This is a genomic window from Polaribacter sp. M10 (assembly GCF_054968445.1).
This window is the reverse complement of record NZ_JBSSBG010000015.1, coordinates 1-25847: the sequence shown is the minus strand read 5'-3', so window position 1 is coordinate 25847 and position 25847 is coordinate 1. Positions and strand designations below refer to the sequence as shown.

Below are 25847 nucleotides of genomic sequence, written 5' to 3'. Positions count from 1 at the left end.
TTATATAAAAACTCTCTTTTTTAAGAGAGTTTTTTTTATTCCTATATTTTATATATATTTACTTATGCCCTATTTAAAGCCACTTAAAGGAAGATTATTAATTGCTGAGCCTTCTATTCTAAATGATAGTTCTTTTAACAGAACAATTATTTTAATCACGGAGCATACAAATTTTAACTCTGTTGGTTTTATCTTAAATAGGCCATTAGAATATACGTTGCAAGACTTAATTCCTGAAATCGATTCCAATTTTACTATTTATCAAGGTGGGCCTGTAGAACAAGATAATTTATATTTTGTGCATAAAGTACCAGAATTAATACCAGAAAGTATAGAAGTTGCTAATGGTATTTTTTGGGGAGGTAATTTTGATTCTTTAAAACAATTATTAAACGATAATTTAATAGATGAATCTGAAATAAGATTCTTTTTAGGATATTCTGGTTGGGGCAAAAATCAGCTTACAGATGAACTTAACATAAACTCTTGGTTTATTTCAGAAAATGATATTGATAATATTTTTTCTGAACAAAACGATACTCTTTGGAGAAACAAAATTTTACAAAAAGGTGGCAACTATAAACTTTGGGCAAATGCACCAAATGACATCCAATTGAATTAATTAGACGTCACTTCTAAAACCTTTAAACTTTTGCTAATTTTATTTGCAAAATCTACAGAAAACTTCTTCTTTTTATAATTTGTAACTGGCTGAATACCCATTATTGCATTAGTGATAAAAACTTCGTCTGCTTTCTGAATTTCGAAAGGAGATATACTTGTTTCTTCTAAAGTATAGTCTGCATTCTTCGCAAGAATTTCAATCACTTTCATTCGTAGAATTCCTTTAATACAACCTTCAGATAAAGCAGGAGTTTTAATTACATTCCCTTTTACAACAAAAATATTGGCATTGGTTACCTCTACTACTCCCTTTTTTTCGTTGATTAAAACACAATTGTCCAAATCATTTTCATTGGCATAAATACTAGCTAAAGTATTTACCATTCTGTTATTCGTTTTTATAGTTGATAACAAACCAGAATAATTATAAAAATCTTTAAAAACATCTACTTTATAAACTTCTTTGGTTTTATAATGGTATGCTTTAACATCAATTAAATAATCAATCTCATTTGTTTTTGGAGTGTATAAACCGCCATCTTTTCTAAAAACAGTCAATCTAACTCTAAAAATACTTGCTTTTTCTTGTACAGCAATTGTTTTTAGAATTTCTTCTTGCAGAAACTCTAAAGTAAATTGCATTGGTATTTTCATACGTAACATTCGCATAGATGCCATTAATCTAAAGTAATGATCTTCCCAAAATACAATTTTATTATTGCTCACTTTTATGGTCTCAAAAATTGCATCACCATATTTAAAACCTCTATTTTCAGCAGATAGTTTTACATTTTTATTAAACAGTAACTCTCCATTAAAATTAATCATCTATGCTTATTTTTGTGAGTGCAAAATTAGTGTTTTTTGTTAGATTTAGAGCACAAAAAAACTCAACCTAAAGTTGAGTTTTCATAATTTTAATTTTAATGCTAAGCACCAATGGTATGCTTTAATTCGTCTATTTGATTTTCCCAAAGCTGTTTGGCTTCTTCTACCTCATCATCTTCTGCAAAATCTGTAATTATTAAAGAAACATCTTTAGTTAAAGCATCTACTTGAATTTTAATTTCAAAATAGCTTTCATCATCTTCGCTTTCTAACCATTTAAAACGAATTTTTTCTTCTGATTTTTTTGCAATTAGCTCAGCTTGTTCTTCTGTTCCATCCCAGCTAAAAGTAAAAATTTTACCTCTAGAATTAACACTATCAGCAAACCACTCTTGCAAATTAGAAGGGGATGATATGTATTGATACAACATATTAGGCGAAGCATGAATTGGAATTTCCAATTCGAATTTTACTTTATCCATTTAATATAACTTTAGTTGACAAGATAGGTATTAATTCTATTTAAAAAAAATTTTAAACACAACTTGCCAGAATGCAAAAATCAATTATATTTGCACCCTCTAATACCAATGGCGAGGTAGCTCAGTTGGTTAGAGCGCAGGATTCATAACCCTGAGGTCACGGGTTCAAATCCCGTCTTCGCTACAAGCTTAAAGCTAATTAAATCAACGAATTGTGTCTCACAATTCGTTTTTTTTATGCCTTCATTTTTCTTACTTTTACAAAGAGTACACGATAGAGTACACGATTTACCTATGAAACTGAATTATTCTGAGCCAAAAATCTTTACTGGCGGAGTATAATTTTTTAATAAAAAAATCAGAATTTATATAAATTTCAGTTAAAATTCAAGATTGTTTTAATGAAAAAGAATAACTATTGTCATCACCAAAAATAAAAAATGACTACAACTAAAATTACCCAATTACTCAAAATTAGTTAGTATTTTTGAGAGATGAAATTGATTAAAGACTTACCCCTAATTATCTATTTACTTGTTTTGTGCTTTTCCGCAAAAAACTTACATTCTCAACAAATTAAAGATAGTATAAGCCATTATTACAGCCTTTATATAAATCCAAAAGGTAATAACGACTTAAAAAAAGCTTATACCTTTTTTAACCTGCGTAAAGAAGTCAACAATCAAAAAAAAGATACAACCAAACTTGTATTCAATTTAAGAATTCTTGCAAGTATTGAGTACAAATTTGGAAATCTTCATAAAAGTGACGCAACCGCAATTTCTGCTTTAGAATTAATAGATAATATGAAAACTAGCAATACTACTATTGAAGCTAAAATTGGTATTTTGAATCATTTAGGAATTGTTTCTTATGAATTAGGAAATTATGATAGAGCATTAGACCTTTACGATAGAGTTTTAAAAATTGCAAAAAATCCAAGGCAAATTAATTCTGTTTTAAACAACAAAGCCAATATTTTTAGAAAGAAAAAAAATTACAGATTATCAATAGAACAGTTTGAAAAAGTCTATGAAAATAATCTAAAATTTGATGATAAACTCAAAATTGCACGATCTCTAGATAATTTAGGTTTAGCCGAATCTAAATTGAATTATAGTAATGCTTTAGATAAAATGTTAGCAGCATTAAAAATTAGAGAAGAAGAACAAAATATTGACGAACTATTTGTTAGTTATAAACATCTATCAGAATATTTTACAGATAGAAAAGCAACAAAAAAAGCAAAATATTATGCAAATAAGGCTTATAAAATTGCTAAAAAAACTAAAAACGCATCTTACAAATTAGAAGCATTATCACTTTTATTAAATGCAGACAATCAATTACAAGTTATAGAATTTAAAAAACTGAGTGATAGTATCCATCTTGCAAATCAAAAAAATGACAACATGTTTGCTTCTATGCAATATGATTATCTTGAAGAAAAAAGAAGAGTTGATGAAGCCAAACTTCAATTGGCAGAAAGCAAATTAGATGAAGAAAAACAAAAAAGATACAAAATAATTTATTTAAGTGGTGGAGCATTCATACTTCTCAGTTCAATCTTTTTATTTTTTATTCTAAAATCTCGACACAAAAAAGAAAAACTAATTGAAGTATATAAAACTGAAACACGTATTTCTAAAAAAGTACATGATGAAGTTGCTAATGATGTCTATCATGTAATGACAAAATTACAAAGTAGTAAAACAATTAATGAAGATGTTTTGGATGATTTAGAAGACATCTATACCAAAACAAGAGACATTTCTAAGGAAAATAGCGCAATTGATGTTACCCAAAACTTTAATGAAATCTTAAATGATTTACTTTTAAGTTATAGAAGCACACATATAAATATTATCACAAAAAACATTTCTAAAGTTGATTGGCAGAAAATATCTAATGAAAAAAAGACGGCTTTGTACAGGGTTTTACAAGAATTAATGACTAACATGAAAAAACATAGCAGTGCATCCATTGTTGTTTTAGCCTTTAATCAAAGTGAAAAATTAACCATAAATTATAGTGATAATGGTGTTGGATGCAACATCAAGAAAAATAATGGTTTACAAAATGTGGAAAACCGTATAAAAACTATTAACGGAACAATTAAATTTGATTCTAAAATTAATGAAGGGTTTAAAGCTAAAATTATAATGTAATATGTTTAAGAAAGTACTAGTTTCAGATGATTTAGGAAGCATAAATCAGGGAGTATTATCTGTATTAAACAAACTAAATATTAAAGACGCGCAACAAGTGCAATATTGTGATGATGCGTATCTTAAAATTAAAAGGGCCATTTTAGACGATGCTCCATTTGATGTATTAATAACCGATTTATCTTTTGTAAAAGACCATAGAGAGCAAAAATATACATCTGGAGAAGCCTTAATTATCGCACTAAAAAAAGAATATCCATCATTAAAAGTCATTGTTTATTCTGTTGAAGATCGATTACAAAAAATTCGATTATTAATAAATGTACACAATACCAATGCATATGTTTGCAAAGGTAGAAGAGGTTTATTAGAATTGGAAAAAGCAATATTGGCTGTTTATAATGGTGAAACTTATGTATCTCCTCAAGTAGCTCATGCATTAAACTCAAAAAATAATTTAGAAATAAATGATTTTGACATCCTATTGATACAACTTTTATCTAAAGGTTTATCGCAAGATGACATTAGTATTTATCTTAAAAATAAAAGCATAACACCAAGTAGTTTAAGCTCAATAGAAAAACACTTAAACAAACTTCGTATTCAGTTTAAAGCAAATAATGCCATTCACTTAGTGGCTATTGTTAAAGACTTAGGACTTATTTAAAAATACTCTTAAACTACGGTTTCCCGTAAATAATTTTTAATCAACCAAAGTATATTTGATTTAAATTTATTTTTAAAATATTTTGGGGGATTTTATAATGAAGGAGAATTGCTATGCGTGTAAAACCTTACGGAAATCCGTAAGGTTTTTTTGCTAATATAAAGTAAAATTAAATTATTAATTCTTCTTATTAACTTTAAATAATAATTTCTTAACTGCAACATTATGTAGATTTTGCTAATAAATTCAACAATAATAAAACCTTTAACATAAAATCTATTTATGTTAGCTAAAAACTCTAAATTTTGTAATAAAAACAAGAATTTTTAAGACTAAGTTAATCCTCGGTTTTATTAAATTTAAAAGCAAGCTACTGAAATACTATAATTCTTTTTATCTACAAACTACATTTAAAAAAGAGGTTAGTAATTATTTAAAAAACAAACTTTACATTATTCGCAGTAATAATTTATTATTATTCTAAATTACTAGTTTTTAACAAAAAAGATTGATTACTTATCAAAAATACTTATATTTAAAGATAAAATTAACGTTTTAACTTTAAGATTTCCCCAACAACTTTAAGTTATGAATTATATCCAAATACTTACCTTGTTTTTGCAAGGTACAATAGTTGCATTTGTAATACTTTTATTATTTAGACTTCGTAAAAAATTAGGCCTAGGTGTTTTATACGCTTGTTTGGGCTTGTTTCAATTTGTACAAGTTGTTTTTGCCAGCAATATTGCTTTTCAAGAAACTTATTTAGTTTCTCCTGGTACAATTTTATTTATTTCTACACTTTTTGCTTTACTTATTATTTATATAAAAGAAGATGCTAGCGAAGCTAAAATAATTATCTATGCATTATTAATTGTTAATATTTTAGTATCTGCTCTTTTACCTTTATTTGGATTAAATTTTGATGAACTAACAAGTATTAGCCCCAAAAGTTTTTCATCCACATTTTTAAACACAAGTTCTTGGATTTTATTTACGGGTACTTTAATATTATTTTTAGACTCACTATTAATTATAATACTTTATGAGTTTTTTGCTAAAATAATTAAGCCCTTATTTTTACAAATATTTATTACAATGCTGGTTGTTATGAGTTTTGATACCATATGCTTTACTATAATAGCATTTTGGGATTTTGAAATACTAACTTCTTTAACCAAAACAAACTTAATTGCGAGAGGCTCTTTAATTCTTTATTACAGTGTTCTTTTTAGCCTATACTTAAAATATCTAGATTTTTCTGATAAAATAACAATTATTAAAGTAAAGGACATTTTTAAACCACTTACTTACAAACAAAAGTTTGAAGCTGCTTTAACCAACATTAAAAAAAGTGAAGAAATATATCGTATTATTACAGACAATTCTTACGATATTATTTGTTTGTTAGATCTTGATGGAATATATAAATACATAAGCCCGTCAATAAAAACAATTCTAGGATACAATCAATCAGATTTTTTAGGTAAAAATATTTTTAACATTGTTCACAAAGATGATTTTGTAGAACTTAAAAAAAATATAGCTAATAAATCTTTTAAAAATAATGAAAATACGTATACAATAAGATTGTTACATAAAAACGGACATTACTTATCCATAGAATATACTATAGCTCCCATATATAAAAATAATAAAATAACCTCTTTTGTATCATCTGCAAGAGATGTAACAAAAAGAGTTAATGCTTATAATCAATTTAAAAGATCTTCTGAACTTTTAAAAATTAGAGAACATTTTTTAAACGAATCTAGTAAAATAGGTAAAATAGGTTTTGCAGAGTACAACAATGACAGTCAATCATTTACTTGGTCCGATTACCTGTATACACTTTTTGAAGTAGAAAAAACAGACAAACTGCCCACTCATGAAGAATTTCTCAATTATTTTGACGAAGCGTCTCAGCTAAAACTAAAAAAAGGAGTAGCAAAATTATACACCGAGGGCAAACCTATTGAAGAAGAATTAAAAGCCGTAAATACTAGTGGTAAGGAAATTTGGATAGCTGCAATTATTAATCCTATTTATGATGCAAATAATAAAATAATTGGTAGAAGAGCTGTTGTACAAGATATAACTGCTCAAAAATTAAGACAAATTGAGATAGATGCACAAAATAAAGAATTAAGTAAATTAATCAGTAATTTAAATGAAGCTCAAAAATTAGGAAAATTAGGAAGTTGGGAATATATTTTGGAAACAAATACTCTAACTTGGTCTAAAGAATTATTTAGAATTTTTGAACTTTCAGACAAATTAAAACCACCTAAGTACGCTGATCAAAAACCATTATATACAGCAAGTAGTTTTAAATTATTAGATAAAGCTGTTATAGATTGTGCAGAAAATGGAACTCCTTATAATTTAGAGTTAGACATAATTACATCAAAAGGAACCAAAAAGCATATTATTTCTAGAGGTAGGGCATTAAAAGATAATAATAATAATATTTTTGGATATTATGGAACGATGCAAGATATTACTACATCTAAAAAAGCACAACTAGAATTAGTAGAATCGAAACAAGAAATTGAAAATTCTCTTAATTTATTAAAAGAAAAAGAAAACTCTTTAAAACAAACTAGTAAAATTGCCAAGATTGGCTACTGGCAATATCAGATTAAATCTGATAATTTTACTTGGTCCAATTATGTCTATACCATCTATGGATTAGACCCTAAAAATAAAATTCCTTCTCGTAAAGAAATTTTAGAGTTTTACGACAAAAACTCAAGAGACTTATACGAAAAAGCCACAAAAAACCTTGAATTTAATGGCATACCTTGCGATTTAGAATTAAAAATAATAAACGCCAAAAAAGAAGAAGTTTGGGTTAGAGTTGTGGTACAATTAATTCGAGACAAAAACAACAATATTACCGGAAAACAAGGTGTTATTCAAGATATTACCGAAACTAAAAAAGCTAGAATAGCTTTAGAAAAATCGAATTTAAAAATTAAAAATTCGATAGATCTTTTAGAACAAAAAGAACGCTCTTTACAAGAAACTAGAAAAATAGCTCAGCTTGGGTATTCCGAATACATTTATAAAACCGAATCTTATATTTGGACAGATTATATGTACACCATTTTTGGATTAGACCCTAATAGTGAAATTCCGAAAAGAGATGAATTAATGGCCCTACATGATGAGGAGTCTTTAATTAAATTACATAAAGCTACAGAAAAACTAGAAACAGAAGGCACACCTTATGATATAGAGCTAAAACTCATTAATTTTAAAAAAGAAGAAGTTTGGATAAGAATTGTTGCACACCTTATTTACACCCCTCAAAACGAAATAATAGGACGAAGTGGAGTATTTCAAGATATAACAGCATATAAAATAAATCAAATTAAATTAGAAAGCTATTTAAAGCAGTTAGAAAAAAAAGAAATTGATTTAAAAGAATCTAATAAAATAGCCAATATTGGTTATTGGGAATATTATTTCGAAGATGAAAACATATCGAGTTCAAATTATGTTTACAAAATTTACGGATTGGAACCTAATCAAGAGGTTCCGAAACGTGAAGAAATCATGAAACTCTACGATAAACCTTCTCTAGAAAAATTAAAAGAAGCTACTATAAAATTAATGACAGATGGTAAACCCTATGATATTGAAACAAAATTAACCAATTTTAAAAACGAAGAAATTTGGACAAGAAGCATTGTGCAGCCTATTTTTGATAAAAACAATAAAATAATAGGTCGTAGAGGTTTAGTACAAAATATAACAGAATACAAAAAAAACCAAATAGCATTAGAAACCTCTTTAGAACTTTTGGCTAAAAAAGAACTATCCTTAAAAGATTCTAGTAAAATTGCAGGTATTGGCTACATAGAATATGATTATGCTAAGAACATCTACACAGATTATTCTGAATATATTTACACTATATTCGGTATAAATCATGGTGAAGAAGTAGCTACTAAAGAAGAAGCTTTAAGATATTTTGATGAAGAATCTAAAATTAAATATTTACAAGGTTTAAATGATGTTAAAAACGGTAAAATTTCTGACATTGAATTAAGAGGTAAAAACAGAAAAAACGAAGAAATTTGGATAAGAAGTGTATCTAGCCCCATTTTTAATGATAAAAATGAAGTTGTAAAAAGAAGGGTTGTATTGCAAAATATAAAAAACTATAAAAAAACTCAACAAGAACTTCAAGAGTCTCTAAAACTTTTAAAACAAAAAGATCTATCATTAAAAGATTCTAGTAGAATAGCAGGTATTGGTTTTGCAGAATACAATTACAAAAACAATGCATACACCGCATCAAAATACATTTTTGATCTCTTTGGTGTAGATTATAATGATAAACTTTCAGAAAAAGATTTAGTCCACTTTTTTGACAGAGAGTCTCAATTAAAATACATACAAGCCATAGAAGATTTTAGAAAAAATGGTACTAACTACGACATCGAATTAAAAGGTAAAAACCAAAAGAATGAAGACATTTGGTTAAGAAGTGTGGGTAGCCCAATTTATAATGATAAAGGTGATGAATTATTAGGCAGACGAATTGTGTTACAAGATATTAAAAACTACAAAAAAAATCAGTTAGAATTAGAGCAATCTAAACAAAAAATACAAAACTCATTAGACTTAATTAAAGATAAAGACGATACTTTAAAAGAATCTAATAAAATTGCAAACATTGGGTATTGGGAGTACGATTTTAATAATGATACTTATGTTTGGTCTGATTATATCTATAAAATATTCGGATTAAATCCTAAGCAAAAAATACCTTCTCGTGAGTCTTTAATAGACTATTATGACCAAGAATCAAAAGAAAAAATAAAAGTTGCTACGCAAAATTTAATTACTCATGGGGTTCCTTATGATATTGAGCTAAGATTAATAAATGCAAACAACGAAGAAACCTGGACAAGAAACGTAGTGCATTTAGTTTTTAATCATAAAAATGAAGTTATTGCAAGAAGAGGATTAATGCAAAACATAACTGCTTATAAAAAAGCGCAAAAAGAAATAAAAGAATCTTTTAAGCTATTAGAAAGAAGAAAATTTGCTATTGATGAAGCTAGCAAAATAGCTAAAATAGGTTATTATGAATACGATATAGCAACCGATAATTTAATTTGGTCAGATCATCTTTATCGTATTTATGGTCTAGACCCTAAAAAACCTGTTCCTTACATTAATGAAATTTTTTCTTTAATAGATAAAGAATCTTTACCAATTGTTAAACAAGCCACAGAAAATTTAAAACAAAAAGGAATACCTTATGACATTGAATTTAAAGTTCTAAACAGACAAAAGAATAAAGAAGTTTGGGTTCGTAGCGTTTCGCAACCTGTTTATAATAATAACAATAAAATTATAGGAAGAAGAGGCGTTGTACAAGACATTACAACACAAAGAAACAACCAAATAGAATTAGAGAAAAAAAATAAAGAAATTATTAGTTCTTTAAAACTTCTAGAAAGAAGTGAATACAGTAAAAACGAAGCAAGTAAAGTAGCCAAAATAGGTTATCATGAATATTATACCATTACTAAAACTTTTTATTGGTCAGATTACATGTATACTATTTTTGGGGTAGAAGCAGGTCAAAAAATACCAAAAAGAGAAGAACTTCTTGAATTGTTCTTAAATGAATCAAGAAAAAAATTAATAAAAGCCACTAACGATTTAGAAACCTATGGTATACCTTATGACTTAGAATTAAAATTAATTAATTTTAAAGGTGAAGATGCTTGGTTAAGAATATCTAACCACCCAATATATGATACAAACAAAACAAAAATAATAGGTAGAAGAGGTGTAGCACAAGACATTACTGAAAGAAAAAAAATAGAAGAAGAACATTTAAAAGTTAAAAAAGACTATATCAGATTATTTGATAATGCAACCATTTCTATCTGGAACGAAGATTTAACACTACTTTTTAAAGAAATTAGTAGACTTAAAAAATTAAAAATTAAAAATATTGCTGTATATTTAGAACAAAACCCAGAATTATTATTTACGCTTATAAATAAAATAAAAGTAAAATACGTAAACAAAGCAACGTTAAAATTATTTAAAGCGCAAAATGAGCAAGAGTTCTTTAAAAACTTAAGTTTAACCTTTGGTGATGAAGCAGAAAAAGTATTTATAAAATTAATTGAAGCCGTTTGGAATAATGCAGATACATTTACATCAGAAGTAAAATACAAAACAATAGAAGGAGACCAATTTACAGCCATTCTATCTGTAGCAATTCCTAAAACCATTAAAGAACAAAAAACGGTACCAGTTAGTATACAAAGTATTCAAAGTATTAAAGATGCAGAATTTGCCCTAAAAGAATCTTTAACCAAATTAAAAGAAGCACAAAAATTAGGACGTTTAGGAAATTTTGAAGTAAACCCGATTACAGAACAATTTACGTGGTCTGATGAAATTTATAATATATTTGATTTTGATCCTAAAAATGGGCTCCCATCTTATGAAGCGATTTTAAATACAGTGCATCCAGATGATCTAGAGTATCATAATCAAAAGATTGATGATGCTTTATACAAAGGAATTCCTTTTGATTTTGAGTTTAGAATTATAACCCCGAAAAAAGTAGAAAAACATCTTAGGCTCATTTGCGAATTAGTAAAAAACGACCAAGGAAAAGTAATTTTACTAAAAGGAATAAACCAAGATATAACCGAACATAAAAAAATAATTAATGAAATAGAAAAAACACAAGAAATGTATCGTTTAGTAACAGACAATACAAACGATTTAATCTGTCTACACGATATTGATGGTAGAATACTCTACATAAGTCCATCTGTTACAGAACTATTAGGTTATGATAACTTAGAATATAGCAGACCGTTTATAGATATTATTCATTATGATGAACAAGATAAAGTAAAAGAACACATTAAGCTTAGCAGTAAAAATAGTAACTTTAAAAAACCAATAGACTTTAGAGCCAGACATACAGATGGCCATTTTATTTGGTTCGAAGCCTTAACATCATCAGCTTATACAGAAAACGATAAAAATATGTTTGTTACTATTGCAAGAGACATTACTGAATCTGTTTTAATTGAAGAAGAAATAAAAGAATACCAAGAATCACTTCAAAAATTAACTACAGAAATAACACTTGTAGAAGAGAATCAGAAAAAAGAAATTGCCACCAACATACACGACCATTTAAGTCAATCATTGGTTATTTCTAGCATGAAAGTTAAAGAATTAAAGCAAAAAGAAAACCTAAAAGAAATAAATGAAGAATTAAATTTTATTGAAGAACATATTTCTGACGCTTTAGCTAACAGTAGAAAAATAACCTCAGAACTATCACCACCAATTTTATATCAATTTGGTATTATAGAAGCCTTATATTGGTTGTTAGAAAATATAGAAAACAAACATAAAATTAAATGCGATATAAATAATAACGTAGAAAGTTTTAAATTAGACGATGTAAGCGCGATATTACTTTATAGAAGTATTCAAGAAATTATAAATAATACCATAAAATATGCACACGCAACATTAATAACCATAGATATACTTAAAAAGAAGAAAGGTTTAGAGTTTGTTATAAAAGATAATGGTAAAGGCTTTGATGTTGGTAACCTAAATAATTTACGCAAGCAAAATGGATCTGGTTTTGGCTTATTTACTGTAAAAGAAAGAATAAGAAATATAAGAGGTAAATTTAAAATTGCATCAAAAATAAATAAAGGAACAACAGTACACATTTTTATACCACTCAAAAATGAATAATTTAAATACAATTAATATAATATTGGTAGATGACCATAAGCTATTAAGAGATGGTTTAAGAAATATTATAGAACAAAAATCTCATATGCATATTATTGGAGAAGCTTCTGATGGCAGAGAAGTTATAAAACTATGCAACAAGCTAAAACCAAATGTAATTATTATGGATGTTTCTATGCCCGGTTTAAATGGTGTAGAAGCCACAAAACAGATTATTCAACATCATCCAGAAATAAAAATAATTGGTTTATCTATGTACTCTAGCAAACAATTTATACAAGGTATGTTTAAAGCAGGTGCATTTGGATATTTATTAAAAGATGGTAGCTCGTTTGAATTGGTAACGGCTATAACCACTGTTGTAGAAAATAAAAGATATTTATCTAAAGATCTTAATCAAGAACTATTAAGCCAGATTAAAAAGGGAGAATCTATAGAAAAAACGGAATTAAGTTCTAGAGAAAAAGAAGTTTTACAATTAATAGCAGAAGGAAAATCATCTAAAGAAATAGGTGAAATACTGTTTTTAAGTTCTAAAACAGTAGATGTACATAGAAATAATATTATGAAAAAGTTAGAATTACATTCTATTCCAGAATTAACAAAATACGCTATTCAACAGGGCTTAACCTCTTTAGATATATAAAAAACTAGATTTATTTTAATATATAAATCTAGTTTTTAGTAGCTGTTTAATTTTTAATTAAACTATTTTATTGGGGGACTATGAATAAGCTTATAAAATTTAACTTATTTTATACACCAAAGGTACACCAGAAACATAAATCTTTTAATAAGTAATATTCTTATTTTTTCAAAGAATACTTACCATATTTAAAGTTAAATATTTTAAAAATTATAATTATTGACAACACCAGAAAAAAAAGTGCTAATTGTAGAAGACAATGCTATTATAGCAGAAGGTATTTCTAAAGCTATTTCTATAGAAAATTACACGATCAAGAAAAATTTAACCGACAAAATTAAAGAAGCTATTAATTTATTAAATACTCATATATTCCAGTTAATTATTCTTGATTTAAGTTTACCAGATGGTAGTGGTTTAGAAATATTAAAAATGCTTAATGAAAAAAAAGTTGAAAAGAATGTACTTGTCTTTTCTACCAACATTCATTTAAAAAGAATCTGTTTAAAATACGGTGCATATGCTTTTTTTGATAAAGCTACCGATTTTGACGAGTTAGTAAAAACCTCTAAATCTTTACTTCTGTACAGTTAATTTACTTGTAATTAAACAAGTAAACTAATTATCTTAAAATGCTTAGGATTATTATTAAAACAGTCATGATTTTATTATTATTTTTTGATTAAAAATCATTGCAAATATCAAAAATGATTTTATATTTGCAGTCCTTTACCATGCGAAAGTAGCTCAGTTGGTAGAGCGTCAGCCTTCCAAGCTGAATGTCGCCAGTTCGAACCTGGTCTTTCGCTCAAAAAAACCTTACTATTTCTAGTAAGGTTTTTTTATATTATCAGAAATATTGATGTTTTCAATTCAAAAATCTTTATAATTTCTTAAGTTTATCACCAAAAAATAAGAGTAACACAATAGGTATTGCTAATAAAACTATAAAAATTGTATTTGTAGAAAATAAAATTGGTCTTATTAAAAGTGTTAACACAAATCCGCCAATTGCACCACCTAAATGTGCAGCATGCCCAACATTACCAATTTGTTTTTTCATACCATAGATGGAATACAACAAATACCCTACTCCAAAAATATAACCTGGTATTGGTACTGGTATAAACATTAAATACAAACTCATATCTGGATTTAACAAAATAGAAGTATATACAATACCAGAAACTGCACCAGATGCGCCAACTGCACTATAATAAGGTTCGTCTTTATGATATTGTAAAGCATACAAACTACCTGCTAAAAGACTTCCAAAATAGATGATTAAAAAATAAGTATTTCCTACTATTTGAGTCACAAAACCACCAAACATATATAAAACATACATATTTAAAATAAGGTGCATCCAATCTACATGTAAAAAACCAGATGTTAACATTCTAATTTTTTCATCACCTTTTACCCTACCCACTTGAAACTTATATTTATCTAAAAAAGCATAATCGTCAAAGCCTTTTTTAGAAAAAATAATGTTGGCAACAATAAGAGTTAATAATACTGGATTAAAGTTTTGTAGCATATCACAAAAATAACAATTCTGATTTGTTTTACTATATTCTTTTAATATTAATACTGATATTTGTAAACTAAAATAAATAAATGCAATTCTTAATTTTTGTTATAGTTTATCCATTTATTTGGGTTCTGTCTAAACTACCCATGCGTTTTTTATATGCTATTTCTGATGTGCTTTTCTTAATAATTTATTATATAATTAAGTACCGAAAAAAAGTAGTTTTAGAGAATTTAAATTTGGTATTTCCAGAAAAATCTTCGGATGAAAAAAATGTGATTGCTAAAAAATTCTTTACGCATTTTACAGACCTTTTTATGGAAACGATTAAAGCAATCTCAATACCAGAAAAAGAAATCTTAAAACGATATCAGTATAAAAACCCAGAATTGGTAAAAACTTTTTTAAACAAAGACAGAAGCATTGCATTTGTTAGTGCTCACCAAGCCAATTGGGAATGGTCTGTAAATTTGCCATTAATTTTAAGCTGTAACGTAAATGGTGCTTACACCAGTTTAGGCAACTCTTATTTTGATAAAGTTGTAAAAAAATCTAGAGAACGTTTTGGTTTTACTTGCTACCCATCAGCTAAAACAGTTCAAGCAATTTTTTCAGATTTTAAAAAGAATATTCAGGGTATTTATCTTTTAATTAGTGATCAATCTCCGCAATTAGAACACACCCTTTATTGGCAAAGTTTTTTTGGTATTAAAGTTCCTTTTCATGTGGGTGCAGAAAGTTTGGCTAAAAAGTTTAATTTAGTTGTAATAAACTGCGCTACAAAAAAATTAAAAAGAGGTTTTTACGAAACTGAGTTTACGTTAATTTCTGAAAATCCGAAAGAGATGGAAAATTTCGAAATTACAGACAAATACATTCATCTTACAGAACAATTGGTTTATCAACAACCAGAATGTTATTTATGGTCTCACAAAAGATTTAAACATCGCTATCGTTATAAAGAATGGCTAGCCTTAAAAGCAAATAAATTAAAATCAATTTAGCCTTTTAATTTTATATACGATATTTGTGCTTTAATTTAATTTTATGAATTATATAGTTTTCTATTTAACTTATCCTATAATCTGGTTAATTTCTAGATTGCCAATGCGTATTTTATATGTAATTTCAGATTTTTTCTATGTGATTTTGTATTATATCATCGGATATAGAAAAGATGTAATTTTAAAAAATATAGAGTATGCAATACCAGAAAAATCAGAAAAAGAAAGGCAAAATACTGCCAAAAAATTCTACAGACATTTTACCGATATTCTTGTAGAGAGCATAAAGGCATTTTCTATATCAGAAAAACAAATATTAAAACGTTACACGTATAAAAATCCAGAATTGGTAAATAAATATGCTAAAGAGGGCAAAAGTATTGCTTTAGTTAGCGCACATTTAGCCAATTGGGAATGGTCTATAAGCATACCTTTGGTTTTAGACATTAATGTTTTTGGGGCTTATAATAAATTAAGAAATGAAACTTTTGAAAAAGCACTAAAAGAAAGTCGTCAAAAATTTGGAGTTTCTGGTGATACAACTGCTAATTTTATGAAGTTAATAAAAAGCAACTTCGATAATAAAATTCAAGGGGCTTACATTTTATTAAGCGATCAATCTCCACACGTAGAAAAAACCTTTTATTGGGCAGAGTTTTTCGGTGTAAAAGTGCCAGTACATACAGGTGCAGAAATGTTGGCTAAAAAGTACGATTTGGTTGTAATTAATTATAAATCTAAAAAGATAAAAAGAGGTTATTACGAAACTGAATTCGAATTGATTACAGACAATCCTAAATTATACAAAGATTACGAAATAACCGATAAATATTTACGAGTTACAGAGAAAAATATAAAGGCTCAACCCGAATGTTATTTATGGTCTCATAAAAGATTTAAACATAAAGATCGTTTTAACGAATGGCAAAAGTTGCAGGAAACTAAACAGCAAACCAAGAGCTAACTAACTCTTTTTCTATTGGTGTAAAAGTATTATGTACATAATCATTTTTAATAGGATCGTAAGTATAATCTTTAGACCAGTTTTCGATATTTTCTGATAATTCTTCTAAAGATTTACAAACATAATTTAGCTCTGCATTTGTAATTGTAGGATGCAAAGACAAACGAATCCAACCTGGTTTATCTGTATTGCAACCGTGTAAAATTTCGTCCTTAATTCTGTTTGATGTTTCTTGATCTACATTTAATAAAAAATGTCCATATGTTCCTGCGCAAGAACATCCTCCACGAGTCTGAATTCCGAATTTATCATTCAATAATTTTACCACTAAGTTAAAATGATATTTTTCGAAATAGAAAGAAAAAATACTCAATCTATCTTTATGGTTTGGTGCTAGTATTTTAACATCCTTTAAATTCTCTAAAGTTTCAAAAACTACTTTATTAAGTTCTTCTTCTCTTTTCTTAATATTAACAGTGCCCATTTTTTCTTTTAACTGAATAGAAAGTGCAATTTTAATAGTTTGCAAAAAACCTGGTGTACCACCATCTTCTCTAGTTTCTACGTCATCGAAATAATCGTGTTGGCCCCAAGGATTTGTGTAACTCACAGTACCACCTCCTGGGTTATCTGGCACAGTATTTTTATATAATTTTTTATTAAAAATTAAAACTCCAGAACTACCTGGACCTCCTAAAAATTTATGAGGAGAAAAGAAAATGGCGTCTAACATTTCATCTTCATTCTCTGGATGCATATTTATATCTACATAAGGTGCACAACAGGCAAAATCTACAAAACACAAACCATTATAACTATGGATTAATTTTGCAACATCATGATAAGGTGTTTTAATACCTGTAACATTAGAACAAGAAGTAATTGATGCTATTTTAATTTTTCTATGTTGATGTTTTTTTATGCACTTTTCAAAAGTTGCTAAACAAACCAAACCTTCATTATTACAAGGCACAACTTCTACATCTGCAATGGTTTCTAACCATGACGTTTGGTTTGAATGATGCTCCATATGAGACACAAAAACAATTGGTCTTAAATCCTCTGGAATTGAAGTATGATTTTTTAAATTTTCGGCAACTTTAATCCCTAAAATTCTTTGGAATTTATTTACAACACCTGTCATCCCAGAACCTGTTGTAATTAAAACATCATTACTATTTGCATTTACATGACGTTTTATAATATTTCTAGCTTCGTGATAAGCCAAAGTCATTGCAGCACCAGAGGTAGAAGTTTCAGTATGTGTATTTGCCACAAAAGGGCCAATTTGACTGCTAATTTTGTCTTCTATAGGTCTGTATAATCTTCCGCTTGCAGTCCAATCGCAATACACTAAATTTTGTTCTCCATAAGGAGATGTAAAGGTTGCATCTACACCAATAATTTGATTTCTAAATTGCGAAAAATACTGCTCTAAACTCATTCTTAATTTTTAAAATAATTTAAATCTTGCTCCAAAAACAATTGTTTTTTCTAAAAAGGTAAAACTCTGTTCTGCAGAATCTTCTGGGTTTTCTGTAGTTCTAATATTTGGCATATTTATATAGCCATAATTTAAATCAGATTGCAAAAAGAAGTGCTTAAAAAAGGTAAGGTTTAAACCAGCACCAACAGAAACTCCCCAACCAGAAACATGAAAATTGTCATACCTTTCTTTGTTTAATAAAGTGGTGTTTGTTCGTGGATATAAAAAACCTGCTCCAAAACCTTCGGTTATATTTAATTGCAAATTTTCATCATTCATGCCAATTAAATGCCCAATTTCATCAAATCTTTTGATTTCAAAATTTACATAATTTAAACCATCAGTATGTTCGAATTGTAAAAAATCGTGAGTTAGCCTAATATCATCGTTATCATAAACTCCATCATAAGGCGTATTGGCATTAATTTCTCCATTTATTTTTACAGTTTGATAACTTTCTACTACGTATTTCATATGATCTACTCCAATAGAAATAGTGTAATGATCGTTTAAAAAATACCCCAATCTAAAATTTGTTTGCGGTAATGTTATTTTTGTTGGATGAAAATAATCTAAAGTAAAACTTGATATTCTGTCATTTGCAGCAACATCTTGCAAAGTAAAATCGTAATTACTCCCTTTAAAATTAATATCTGAATTTGAGTAATCTGCTCTGTTCCATCCCCAATAAATATAGAATTTTCCTTTATTACCTACTTTTGTTTTTTCTTTTTCTTGTGCTATAAATGACAATGACACTGTTAACAACAAGAAAAAAATTGATTTTGTTTTCAAAATATTATGCTATTATTTCTTTAATTTCTTTTATAAATCTTTCTGCTAAAGCATCTGCAGCTTCTTGCGATTTTGCTTCAGTATAAATTCTGATAATTGGTTCTGTGTTCGATTTTCTTAAATGAATCCATTCTTCTGCAAAATCAATTTTTACACCATCAATGGTATTTACATCTTCGTTTTTATAAGTTGATGCCATTGTTTCTAAAATTTGATCAACATCGATTGTTGGTGTTAATTGAATTTTATTTTTACTCATAAAATAACTTGGATAAGAATCTCTTAACGTTTTGCAAGATACTTTTTGATGTGCTAAATGCGATAAAAACAGGGCAACACCCACTAAAGAATCTCGTCCATAATGAGAATCTGGATAAATAATTCCTCCATTTCCTTCTCCTCCAATTACAGTATTGGTTTCTTTCATTTTTATAACCACATTTACCTCGCCAACTGCAGAAGCTGTATAAGTACCTCCATGTTTTTGAGTAATATCTCTTAAAGCTCTAGAAGAAGATAAGTTAGAAACTGTATTACCACCACCCAATCTTCCTAAAACATAATCTGCACAAGCTACCAAAGTATATTCTTCGCCAAACATAGATCCGTCTTCAGAAACTAAAGCTAATCTGTCTACATCTGGATCTACCACAATTCCGAAATCTGCTTTTTCTTTTACAACCAATTCAGAAATATCTGTTAAGTGTTCTTTTAAAGGTTCTGGATTATGAGGAAACTGTCCATTTGGTGTACAATACAATTCTACACACTCTACATTTAATTCTTTTAATAAAGCAGGAATAAAAACACCTCCAGTTGAATTTACACCATCTACAACCACTTTAAAATTGGCTTTTTTAATAGCTTCTACATCAACTAAGTCTAAATTTAATACTTCTTGTATGTGTTTTTCTAAATAAGAACTGTCTTTAGAATAAGTTCCTAAATCATCTACTTCTGCGAATTCAAAATCTTCGCTTTCTGCTAAGGCTAAAATTTCTTCACCATCTGTTCCGTTTAAAAACTCTCCTTTTTCGTTTAATAACTTAAGTGCGTTCCATTGTTTTGGGTTGTGAGAAGCCGTTAAAATGATACCTCCGTCTGCTTTTTCTAAGGGTACAGCTACTTCTACAGTTGGTGTTGTAGATAAACCTAAATCTACTACATTTATACCTAAACCTACTAAAGTATTTGCTACTAAACTAGAAATCATTTTACCAGAAATTCTAGCATCTCTACCAATAACTACTGTAAGTTTTTCTTTGTTTGGGTTTCTATTTTTTATGAATGCTCCATAAGCTGAAGCGAATTTTACAGCATCAATTGGGGTTAAATTATCATCAGTTCTACCACCAATAGTACCTCTAATTCCTGATATTGATTTTATTAATGTCATAAATTTTTAGTTGTCTTTTTATGCATAACAAATATAATTCTATTATATGATAAAATAAATTAGTAAAAGATAAATTTTGATACTGCTATTTGCTGCTTAAATAGTGCGTTAGGGATTGTAGCAATTGTTTGAGCTCTTTTATGAAGGTATGAATAAAAAGCGAGTGCGAAAAGCCTGACCTTTAGGTAACGCCAAAATAATGGGGTGTAAGCTGTAAGCTGTAGGTAAAAATAAAAAATCTTAAATTATTTCGTTTAGAAAATAAAACAAAAAAAACCGATACAAATTGTATCGGCTTTCAAATATTTTAGAAATGTAAATGATTATTTACCTTCTTCCATTTTTTTCTTTAAGGCTGCAAGACCTCCAATATCACCTAATGTAGTTTTTTCTGCATCAGAAGATTTTTTAGCTTGTGCTTTAATATTCTTACGTTCTTGCTCTTTAAAGATAGACGTATGAGATACAACTACTCTTCTGTATTCTTTAGAGAATTCTAGTACAATAAATTTTAAAGTTTCGCCTTTAGCTAATTTAGTACCATCTTCTTTTTCTAAAAATCTACTTGGCGCAAAACCTTCTACACCATCATCAAAAGTTACAACAGCTCCTTTATCATTCTTTTCTTTTACAAGACCTTCATGAATAGAACCAATTGCGTATGTTGCTTCGTGTGCATCCCAAGGGTTATCTTGAGTTTGTTTATGACCTAAGTTTAATTTTCTGTTTTCTACATCTAATTCTAAAACTTGTACTTCTAATTTTTGACCTACAGTTACAAAATCTGATGGGTGCTTCACTTTCTTAGTCCAAGATAAATCAGAAATATAAACCAAACCGTCTATACCTTCTTCTAACTCTACAAATACACCAAAGTTTGTGTAATTTCTTACTGTACCTGTATGTACTGAGTTAATTGGATATTTTTTAGTAATATCTGTCCAAGGATCTGGGTGTAATTGTTTGATACCTAAAGACATTTTACGGTCTTCTCTATCTAAAGTTAAGATTTGAGCTTCTACTTTATCTCCAACTTTTACAAAATCTTGTGCAGAACGTAAATGTGTTGACCAAGACATTTCAGAAACGTGAATTAACCCTTCTACTCCTTGTTCTACTTCTACAAACGCACCATAATCTGCTAAAACAACAACTTCTCCAGTTACTTTATCACCAATTTTTAAATCAGCATCTAAAGCTTCCCATGGATGAGCAGATAATTGTTTTAAACCTAATTGAATTCTAGATTTGTTATCATCAAAGTCTAAAATTACAACGTTTAATTTTTGATCTAATTCTACAACCTCATTTGGATGATTAATTCTAGACCAAGATAAATCTGTAATATGTACTAAACCATCTACACCACCTAAATCTACAAACACACCATAAGAAGTAATGTTTTTAACAACACCTTCTAATACTTGTCCTTTTTCTAACTGACCAATGATTTCTTTTTTCTGTAATTCAATATCAGCTTCAATAAGTGCTTTATGAGATACAACAACGTTTTTAAATTCGTGGTTGATTTTTACAACTTTGAATTCCATTGTTTTTTCTACATACTGATCGTAATCTCTAATTGGCTTAACATCAATTTGAGAACCTGGTAAAAATGCTTCGATTCCGAAAACATCTACAATCATACCACCTCTTGTTCTACACTTAACAAAACCGTTAACTACTTCACCTGTTTCATGTGCATTATTAACTCGTTCCCAAGCTTTAATTACTCTTGCTTTTTTATGAGATAATACTAACTGACCAGAAGAATCTTCTCTTTTATCAACTAAAACTTCTACTTTATCTCCTTCAGCTAACCCTTGGTTATAACGAAATTCATTTAAAGATATAACTCCTTCAGATTTAGAGTTAATATCAATAATTGCATCTCTGTCTGTAATTCTTATTACAGTACCTTCAATTACATCACGTTCATTAACAAAACCAACAGTACCTTCTAAAGCTTTTTCAAACTCTTGTAATTTTTCTTCATCAACAGCTTCAATACCTTGCTCGTATTTGTGCCAGTTAAAATCAGCTAAAAATTGTGTTGGATCTTGTTTTTCTTCTACAGCAGGAGTTGCTGTTTCTTGTACTTCTGCAGCAACTACTTGCTCTTCAGTGTTTTTTGTTTCTTCAGACATGTGTCTAAAATAATTTTGTATCTTGTTGTTTTTCAGATTTTTAACGAATTAAACTTCAAGAGATGTTTTTAAATTTTGTTTTAAATAATTCCTTTTCTAAATCTGTTATCGTAAAAAGGAGTGCAAATTTACAAAAATTACTTGATTTATAACCAATTACAATAAAAATAATTCTTTTTTATTGTGATTATATTTGTACTGAAAATCAAAATATTATGAAATCTATATTAAAATTAACAGTATTTTTATTGCTGATGATAAATTTCGGATGTAAAAAAACAACAAATCCTGTTGTACAATATCATAAATCACATTTAAAAAGTAGGAAAAATGTTCCTTTTTCTGATGCTGTTCAAGTTGGCAATTTATATTTTTTAACTGGGCAAATTGGTAAAAATCACCATTCAGGAAAATTAATAGAAGGTGGTATTAAGGCCGAAACAAAACAAGCTCTTTTAAACATAGAATCTGTATTAAAGCAACACAACTTAACATTAAAAAATGTTGTAAAATGTACGGTTATACTTTCAGATATTAAGGATTTTTCTAAAATGAATACAATTTATCGCAGTTTTTTTACCGATAATTTACCTGCAAGAACTACATTTGCAGCCAATTTAGTAGCAGGTGCAAAAATTGAAATTGATGTGGTTGCAGCAAGAAAGTAGATGATGGATAAAAAGACACAAGAATTAGTAAATAAAGGGATTATGCTTCCGTTAATGGAAGAATTTTACACCATACAAGGAGAAGGTTCTCACACAGGAACTGCAGCTTATTTTATAAGAGTTGGTGGTTGCGATGTTGGGTGCCATTGGTGCGATGTTAAAGAAAGTTGGAATGCAGATTTACACCCACCAACATTGGCAGATAAAATAATAGAGAATGTAAAAAAACATGCTGATACTGTTGTAATTACAGGTGGTGAGCCTTTAATGTGGTCTATGGATTATATTACCCAAAACCTACAAAAAAACAACATAAAAACGCATATAGAAACTTCTGGAGCGTATTCTTTTTCTGGAAAATGGGATTGGTTTTGTCTTTCGCCAAAGAAGACAAAATTACCTTTAGACGAGTGTTATGCTCAAGCTGATGAATTAAAAATGATAATTCATAATAAATCAGATTTTGATTTTGCAGAGCAAGAAGCTGCTAAAGTTGGGGAAAAATGTCAGTTATTTTTACAACCAGAATGGAGTAAAAAAGAAAAAATGACCGAACAAATTGTAAATTATGTAATGAAAAATCCAAAATGGAAAATTTCTTTACAAACCCATAAATACTTGAATATTCCTTAGTATTATTAGTAGCTATTTCCTGCTTTACACTATATCTTTTTATGCTGAATAACTTATAACTTATTCATTATATATATATTTTATAACTCTATATAAAAATTTATAGCAAATTTAATTCAGCATAAAAAGGATGTCGTTTCAATCAGGGCTAAGCCTACTTAAAATCGTTTAGAGTTTAAGCTATTTTTTGATCTATTAAATCACAAATTGTTTTAAATTGTTCTTCTATAGTCATGTCAGAATTATCAAATTCTATAGCATCATTAGCTTTTACTAATGGAGAATCTTCTCTAGTTGAATCAATTCTATCACGTTCTTGTACGTTAAAAAGAATTTCTTCATATTTTACTTCATCTCCTCTATCTATTAATTCTTTATAACGTCTTTTTGCTCTTTTATCAGCAGAAGCAGTCATAAATAATTTTAAATCTGCATCAGGAAAAACAACTGTTCCAATATCTCTTCCATCCATAACTACTCCACCTTCTTTCCCCATTTCTTGCTGTTCCGCTACTAATTTTTTTCTAACTTCTGAAATTGCGGCTACTTTACTTACCAATTGAGAAACTTCTAAAGTTCTAATTTCTTTTTCTACATTAATATTATTAAGATACATTTCTGCAAAACCTAAATCTTCATTAAATTTAAATGAAAGAGAAATACTATTTAAACTAGAAATTAAATCTTCTTTATTTAAAGTATTTAAACCCACAAAATCATTATTCTTTGCAAAAAGTGTAACTGCTCTGTACATTGCACCAGTATCAACGTAAATATAATTGTATTTCTTTGCCAATAATTTGGCGATTGTACTTTTACCTGTTGAAGAAAATCCGTCTATAGCAATAGTAATTTTTTTATTCATTTATATTTATCTTTTATCTAAATCAATTTGTAAACTAAAAGTACTTGCATTTGTTGCAGAATGGAATTTAGAATATGCATAATTAAACTTTATTTTATTCATTTTTATTCCAAAGCCAAAAGAAATACCTCCAAAAGTTCTTACGTTTTGTAATTTTAGTTCTGCAGCTCTTCTAAAATTATATCCCATTCTTAAATTTATTGCATTTTCTGGAAATAATTCTGCTCCTACAACAAAATGACGAAAAGTATTATCAATAAAACCTATTTCTTCTTCAGTAATATTACCTTCTAAATCTGTAGTTTGCTCAGATGGATTAGAAACTGCAACATTCCATTGTTGTAAATTATCTAAAGTTAAATACCATTTCAATGGAACATATTCTAATTGATATGAAGCTCCTACTGCTATTTTAAATGGCAGTTCTTCATTTGTTCCATCATAAGATTTAATTTGTGTACCCACATTTCTAGCTACTAAGGTAAATGAATAAGGTTTATAAGGACTGTAATATAAGACACCAAAATCTGCAGCAATTCCAAAAGAAGTATAATTGCTAATAGAAGAATTAATTAACTTTACATTAGAACCAAAAAATAAATTGGTCCAAGGTAAATTTCGAGCATAACCAATGGAAAAAGCAATATCACTTGCACCAAAATTACCTGTTTCATTACCTTGTTCATCTGCTCCAATCAATGTTCCATAATCTATATATTTTATATTCGCTTGAAGAGTGCCAAATCTTCTTGAAATTAACTTACCATAAGAAACTGATCCTATATTAATACCAGCCAAATAACTAGAATAATTTACAGAAACTTTATTATCAATCTCAGGATTAATCGTTGAAGGATTCCAAATCGGTTGATTTACATCATCCATAAGTGTTAATACCTCACCTCCTAGCGCAATTTGTCTAGCAGCAGTAGATAGGTTTAGAAATTGGTAAATACTTTCCCCACCAACTTGCCCAATACCTTGAATTGAATAAAAAAGTAAAATAAATAAAGTTAAATTATATTTCATTTAAAATTAAGCCTGTCATATAAAAAACGAAAATACCACAGAAAATTGCATAAAAAAAGTAAAGCATCTAAATAATAAAAAATAAAAAAACCTCATATCGTAAGATATGAGGTTTAAAGATCTTGGTATTAGCAAGAT

The 25847-nt window shown here is 28.1% G+C and carries 19 protein-coding genes and 2 tRNA genes; 12 read left to right on the top strand and 9 right to left on the bottom strand.

Translation table 11 applies throughout. From position 1 onward, the window contains the following. The first annotated feature begins 64 nt into the window (after positions 1–64). The gene (locus tag ACWYN7_RS12945) at positions 65–622 is read left to right on the top strand and encodes a YqgE/AlgH family protein (RefSeq protein WP_462860400.1); all 558 of its coding nucleotides are present in this window, start codon (positions 65–67) and stop codon (positions 620–622) included. On the opposite strand, the gene ACWYN7_RS12940 is transcribed toward ACWYN7_RS12945, so the two are convergent. Beyond that, positions 619–1452: an aminotransferase class IV gene (locus ACWYN7_RS12940; RefSeq protein ID WP_462860399.1), complete on the bottom strand. Its 834-nt coding sequence runs from the start codon at positions 1450–1452 to the stop codon at positions 619–621. The two genes, ACWYN7_RS12945 and ACWYN7_RS12940, sit on opposite strands and share 4 nt — an antisense overlap. A gap of 101 nt (positions 1453–1553) precedes the next feature. Beyond that, entirely contained in the window at positions 1554–1934 is a 381-nt protein-coding gene (locus ACWYN7_RS12935) for an START-like domain-containing protein (RefSeq protein WP_462860398.1), read from the bottom strand. Positions 1935–2044: 110 nt separating this feature from the next. On the opposite strand from ACWYN7_RS12935, the gene ACWYN7_RS12930 reads away from it, so the two are divergent. From ACWYN7_RS12930 to ACWYN7_RS12900, 7 genes are all read left to right on the top strand, one after another. Then, positions 2045–2118, top strand: a tRNA-Met gene (locus ACWYN7_RS12930). Between the two features lie 310 nt (positions 2119–2428). Continuing rightward, positions 2429–4102: a tetratricopeptide repeat-containing sensor histidine kinase gene (locus tag ACWYN7_RS12925; protein ID WP_462860397.1), complete on the top strand. Its 1674-nt coding sequence runs from the start codon at positions 2429–2431 to the stop codon at positions 4100–4102. Position 4103: 1 nt separating this feature from the next. After that, the gene (locus ACWYN7_RS12920; RefSeq protein WP_462860396.1) at positions 4104–4769 is read left to right on the top strand and encodes a DNA-binding response regulator; all 666 of its coding nucleotides are present in this window, start codon (positions 4104–4106) and stop codon (positions 4767–4769) included. Positions 4770–5357: 588 nt separating this feature from the next. Then, positions 5358–12542 carry a PAS domain-containing protein gene (locus ACWYN7_RS12915; RefSeq protein WP_462860395.1) on the top strand — a complete coding sequence of 2395 codons (7185 nt, stop codon included), beginning with the start codon at positions 5358–5360 and terminating at the stop codon, positions 12540–12542. Then, complete coding sequence (locus ACWYN7_RS12910; RefSeq protein ID WP_462860394.1) at positions 12535–13188, top strand: response regulator; 654 nt, start codon at positions 12535–12537, stop codon at positions 13186–13188. The genes ACWYN7_RS12915 and ACWYN7_RS12910 overlap by 8 nt, the downstream gene beginning before the upstream one ends. A gap of 219 nt (positions 13189–13407) precedes the next feature. After that, positions 13408–13782 (top strand): response regulator, encoded by a 375-nt coding sequence (locus tag ACWYN7_RS12905; protein ID WP_462860393.1) that lies wholly within the window; start codon positions 13408–13410, stop codon positions 13780–13782. A 142-nt stretch (positions 13783–13924) separates the two neighbouring features. Then, positions 13925–13997: transfer RNA gene (locus ACWYN7_RS12900), tRNA-Gly, on the top strand. Between the two features lie 74 nt (positions 13998–14071). Here ACWYN7_RS12900 and ACWYN7_RS12895 read toward each other — a convergent pair. After that, positions 14072–14728 carry a rhomboid family intramembrane serine protease gene (locus ACWYN7_RS12895; RefSeq protein WP_462860392.1) on the bottom strand — a complete coding sequence of 219 codons (657 nt, stop codon included), beginning with the start codon at positions 14726–14728 and terminating at the stop codon, positions 14072–14074. 80 nt (positions 14729–14808) lie between these two features. Here ACWYN7_RS12895 and ACWYN7_RS12890 point away from each other — a divergent pair, with 80 nt between their 5' ends. Together ACWYN7_RS12890 and ACWYN7_RS12885 are read left to right on the top strand one after the other, a co-directional pair. Then, positions 14809–15726, top strand: a complete 918-nt coding sequence (locus ACWYN7_RS12890) for a lysophospholipid acyltransferase family protein (protein WP_462860391.1) — start codon at positions 14809–14811, stop codon at positions 15724–15726. 43 nt (positions 15727–15769) lie between these two features. Further along, the gene (locus ACWYN7_RS12885; RefSeq protein WP_462860390.1) at positions 15770–16690 is read left to right on the top strand and encodes a lysophospholipid acyltransferase family protein; all 921 of its coding nucleotides are present in this window, start codon (positions 15770–15772) and stop codon (positions 16688–16690) included. Here ACWYN7_RS12885 and ACWYN7_RS12880 read toward each other — a convergent pair. The 4 genes from ACWYN7_RS12880 to rpsA form a co-directional block, all read right to left on the bottom strand. Next, positions 16668–18134, bottom strand: coding sequence for an aminotransferase class V-fold PLP-dependent enzyme (locus ACWYN7_RS12880; RefSeq protein WP_462860389.1), 1467 nt, complete (start codon positions 18132–18134; stop codon positions 16668–16670). The genes ACWYN7_RS12885 and ACWYN7_RS12880 overlap by 23 nt on opposite strands. A 9-nt stretch (positions 18135–18143) precedes the next feature. Continuing rightward, the gene (locus tag ACWYN7_RS12875; protein ID WP_462860388.1) at positions 18144–18935 is read right to left on the bottom strand and encodes a hypothetical protein; all 792 of its coding nucleotides are present in this window, start codon (positions 18933–18935) and stop codon (positions 18144–18146) included. Positions 18936–18975: 40 nt separating this feature from the next. Then, entirely contained in the window at positions 18976–20367 is a 1392-nt protein-coding gene (glmM, locus tag ACWYN7_RS12870) for a phosphoglucosamine mutase (protein ID WP_462860387.1), read from the bottom strand. 323 nt (positions 20368–20690) lie between these two features. Beyond that, positions 20691–22514 carry a 30S ribosomal protein S1 gene (gene rpsA, locus ACWYN7_RS12865; RefSeq protein WP_462860386.1) on the bottom strand — a complete coding sequence of 608 codons (1824 nt, stop codon included), beginning with the start codon at positions 22512–22514 and terminating at the stop codon, positions 20691–20693. Positions 22515–22729: 215 nt separating this feature from the next. Here rpsA and ACWYN7_RS12860 point away from each other — a divergent pair, with 215 nt between their 5' ends. Continuing rightward, complete coding sequence (locus ACWYN7_RS12860; RefSeq protein WP_462860385.1) at positions 22730–23182, top strand: RidA family protein; 453 nt, start codon at positions 22730–22732, stop codon at positions 23180–23182. Between the two features lie 3 nt (positions 23183–23185). Then, entirely contained in the window at positions 23186–23815 is a 630-nt protein-coding gene (locus ACWYN7_RS12855; protein ID WP_462860384.1) for a 7-carboxy-7-deazaguanine synthase QueE, read from the top strand. A 175-nt stretch (positions 23816–23990) separates the two neighbouring features. Here ACWYN7_RS12855 and cmk read toward each other — a convergent pair whose 3' ends face one another. Both cmk and porQ read right to left on the bottom strand, forming a co-directional pair. Then, positions 23991–24680, bottom strand: a complete 690-nt coding sequence (gene cmk, locus ACWYN7_RS12850; RefSeq protein ID WP_462860383.1) for a (d)CMP kinase — start codon at positions 24678–24680, stop codon at positions 23991–23993. A 6-nt stretch (positions 24681–24686) separates the two neighbouring features. Beyond that, positions 24687–25709: a type IX secretion system protein PorQ gene (porQ, locus tag ACWYN7_RS12845; protein WP_462860382.1), complete on the bottom strand. Its 1023-nt coding sequence runs from the start codon at positions 25707–25709 to the stop codon at positions 24687–24689. Positions 25710–25847 lie beyond the last annotated feature (138 nt).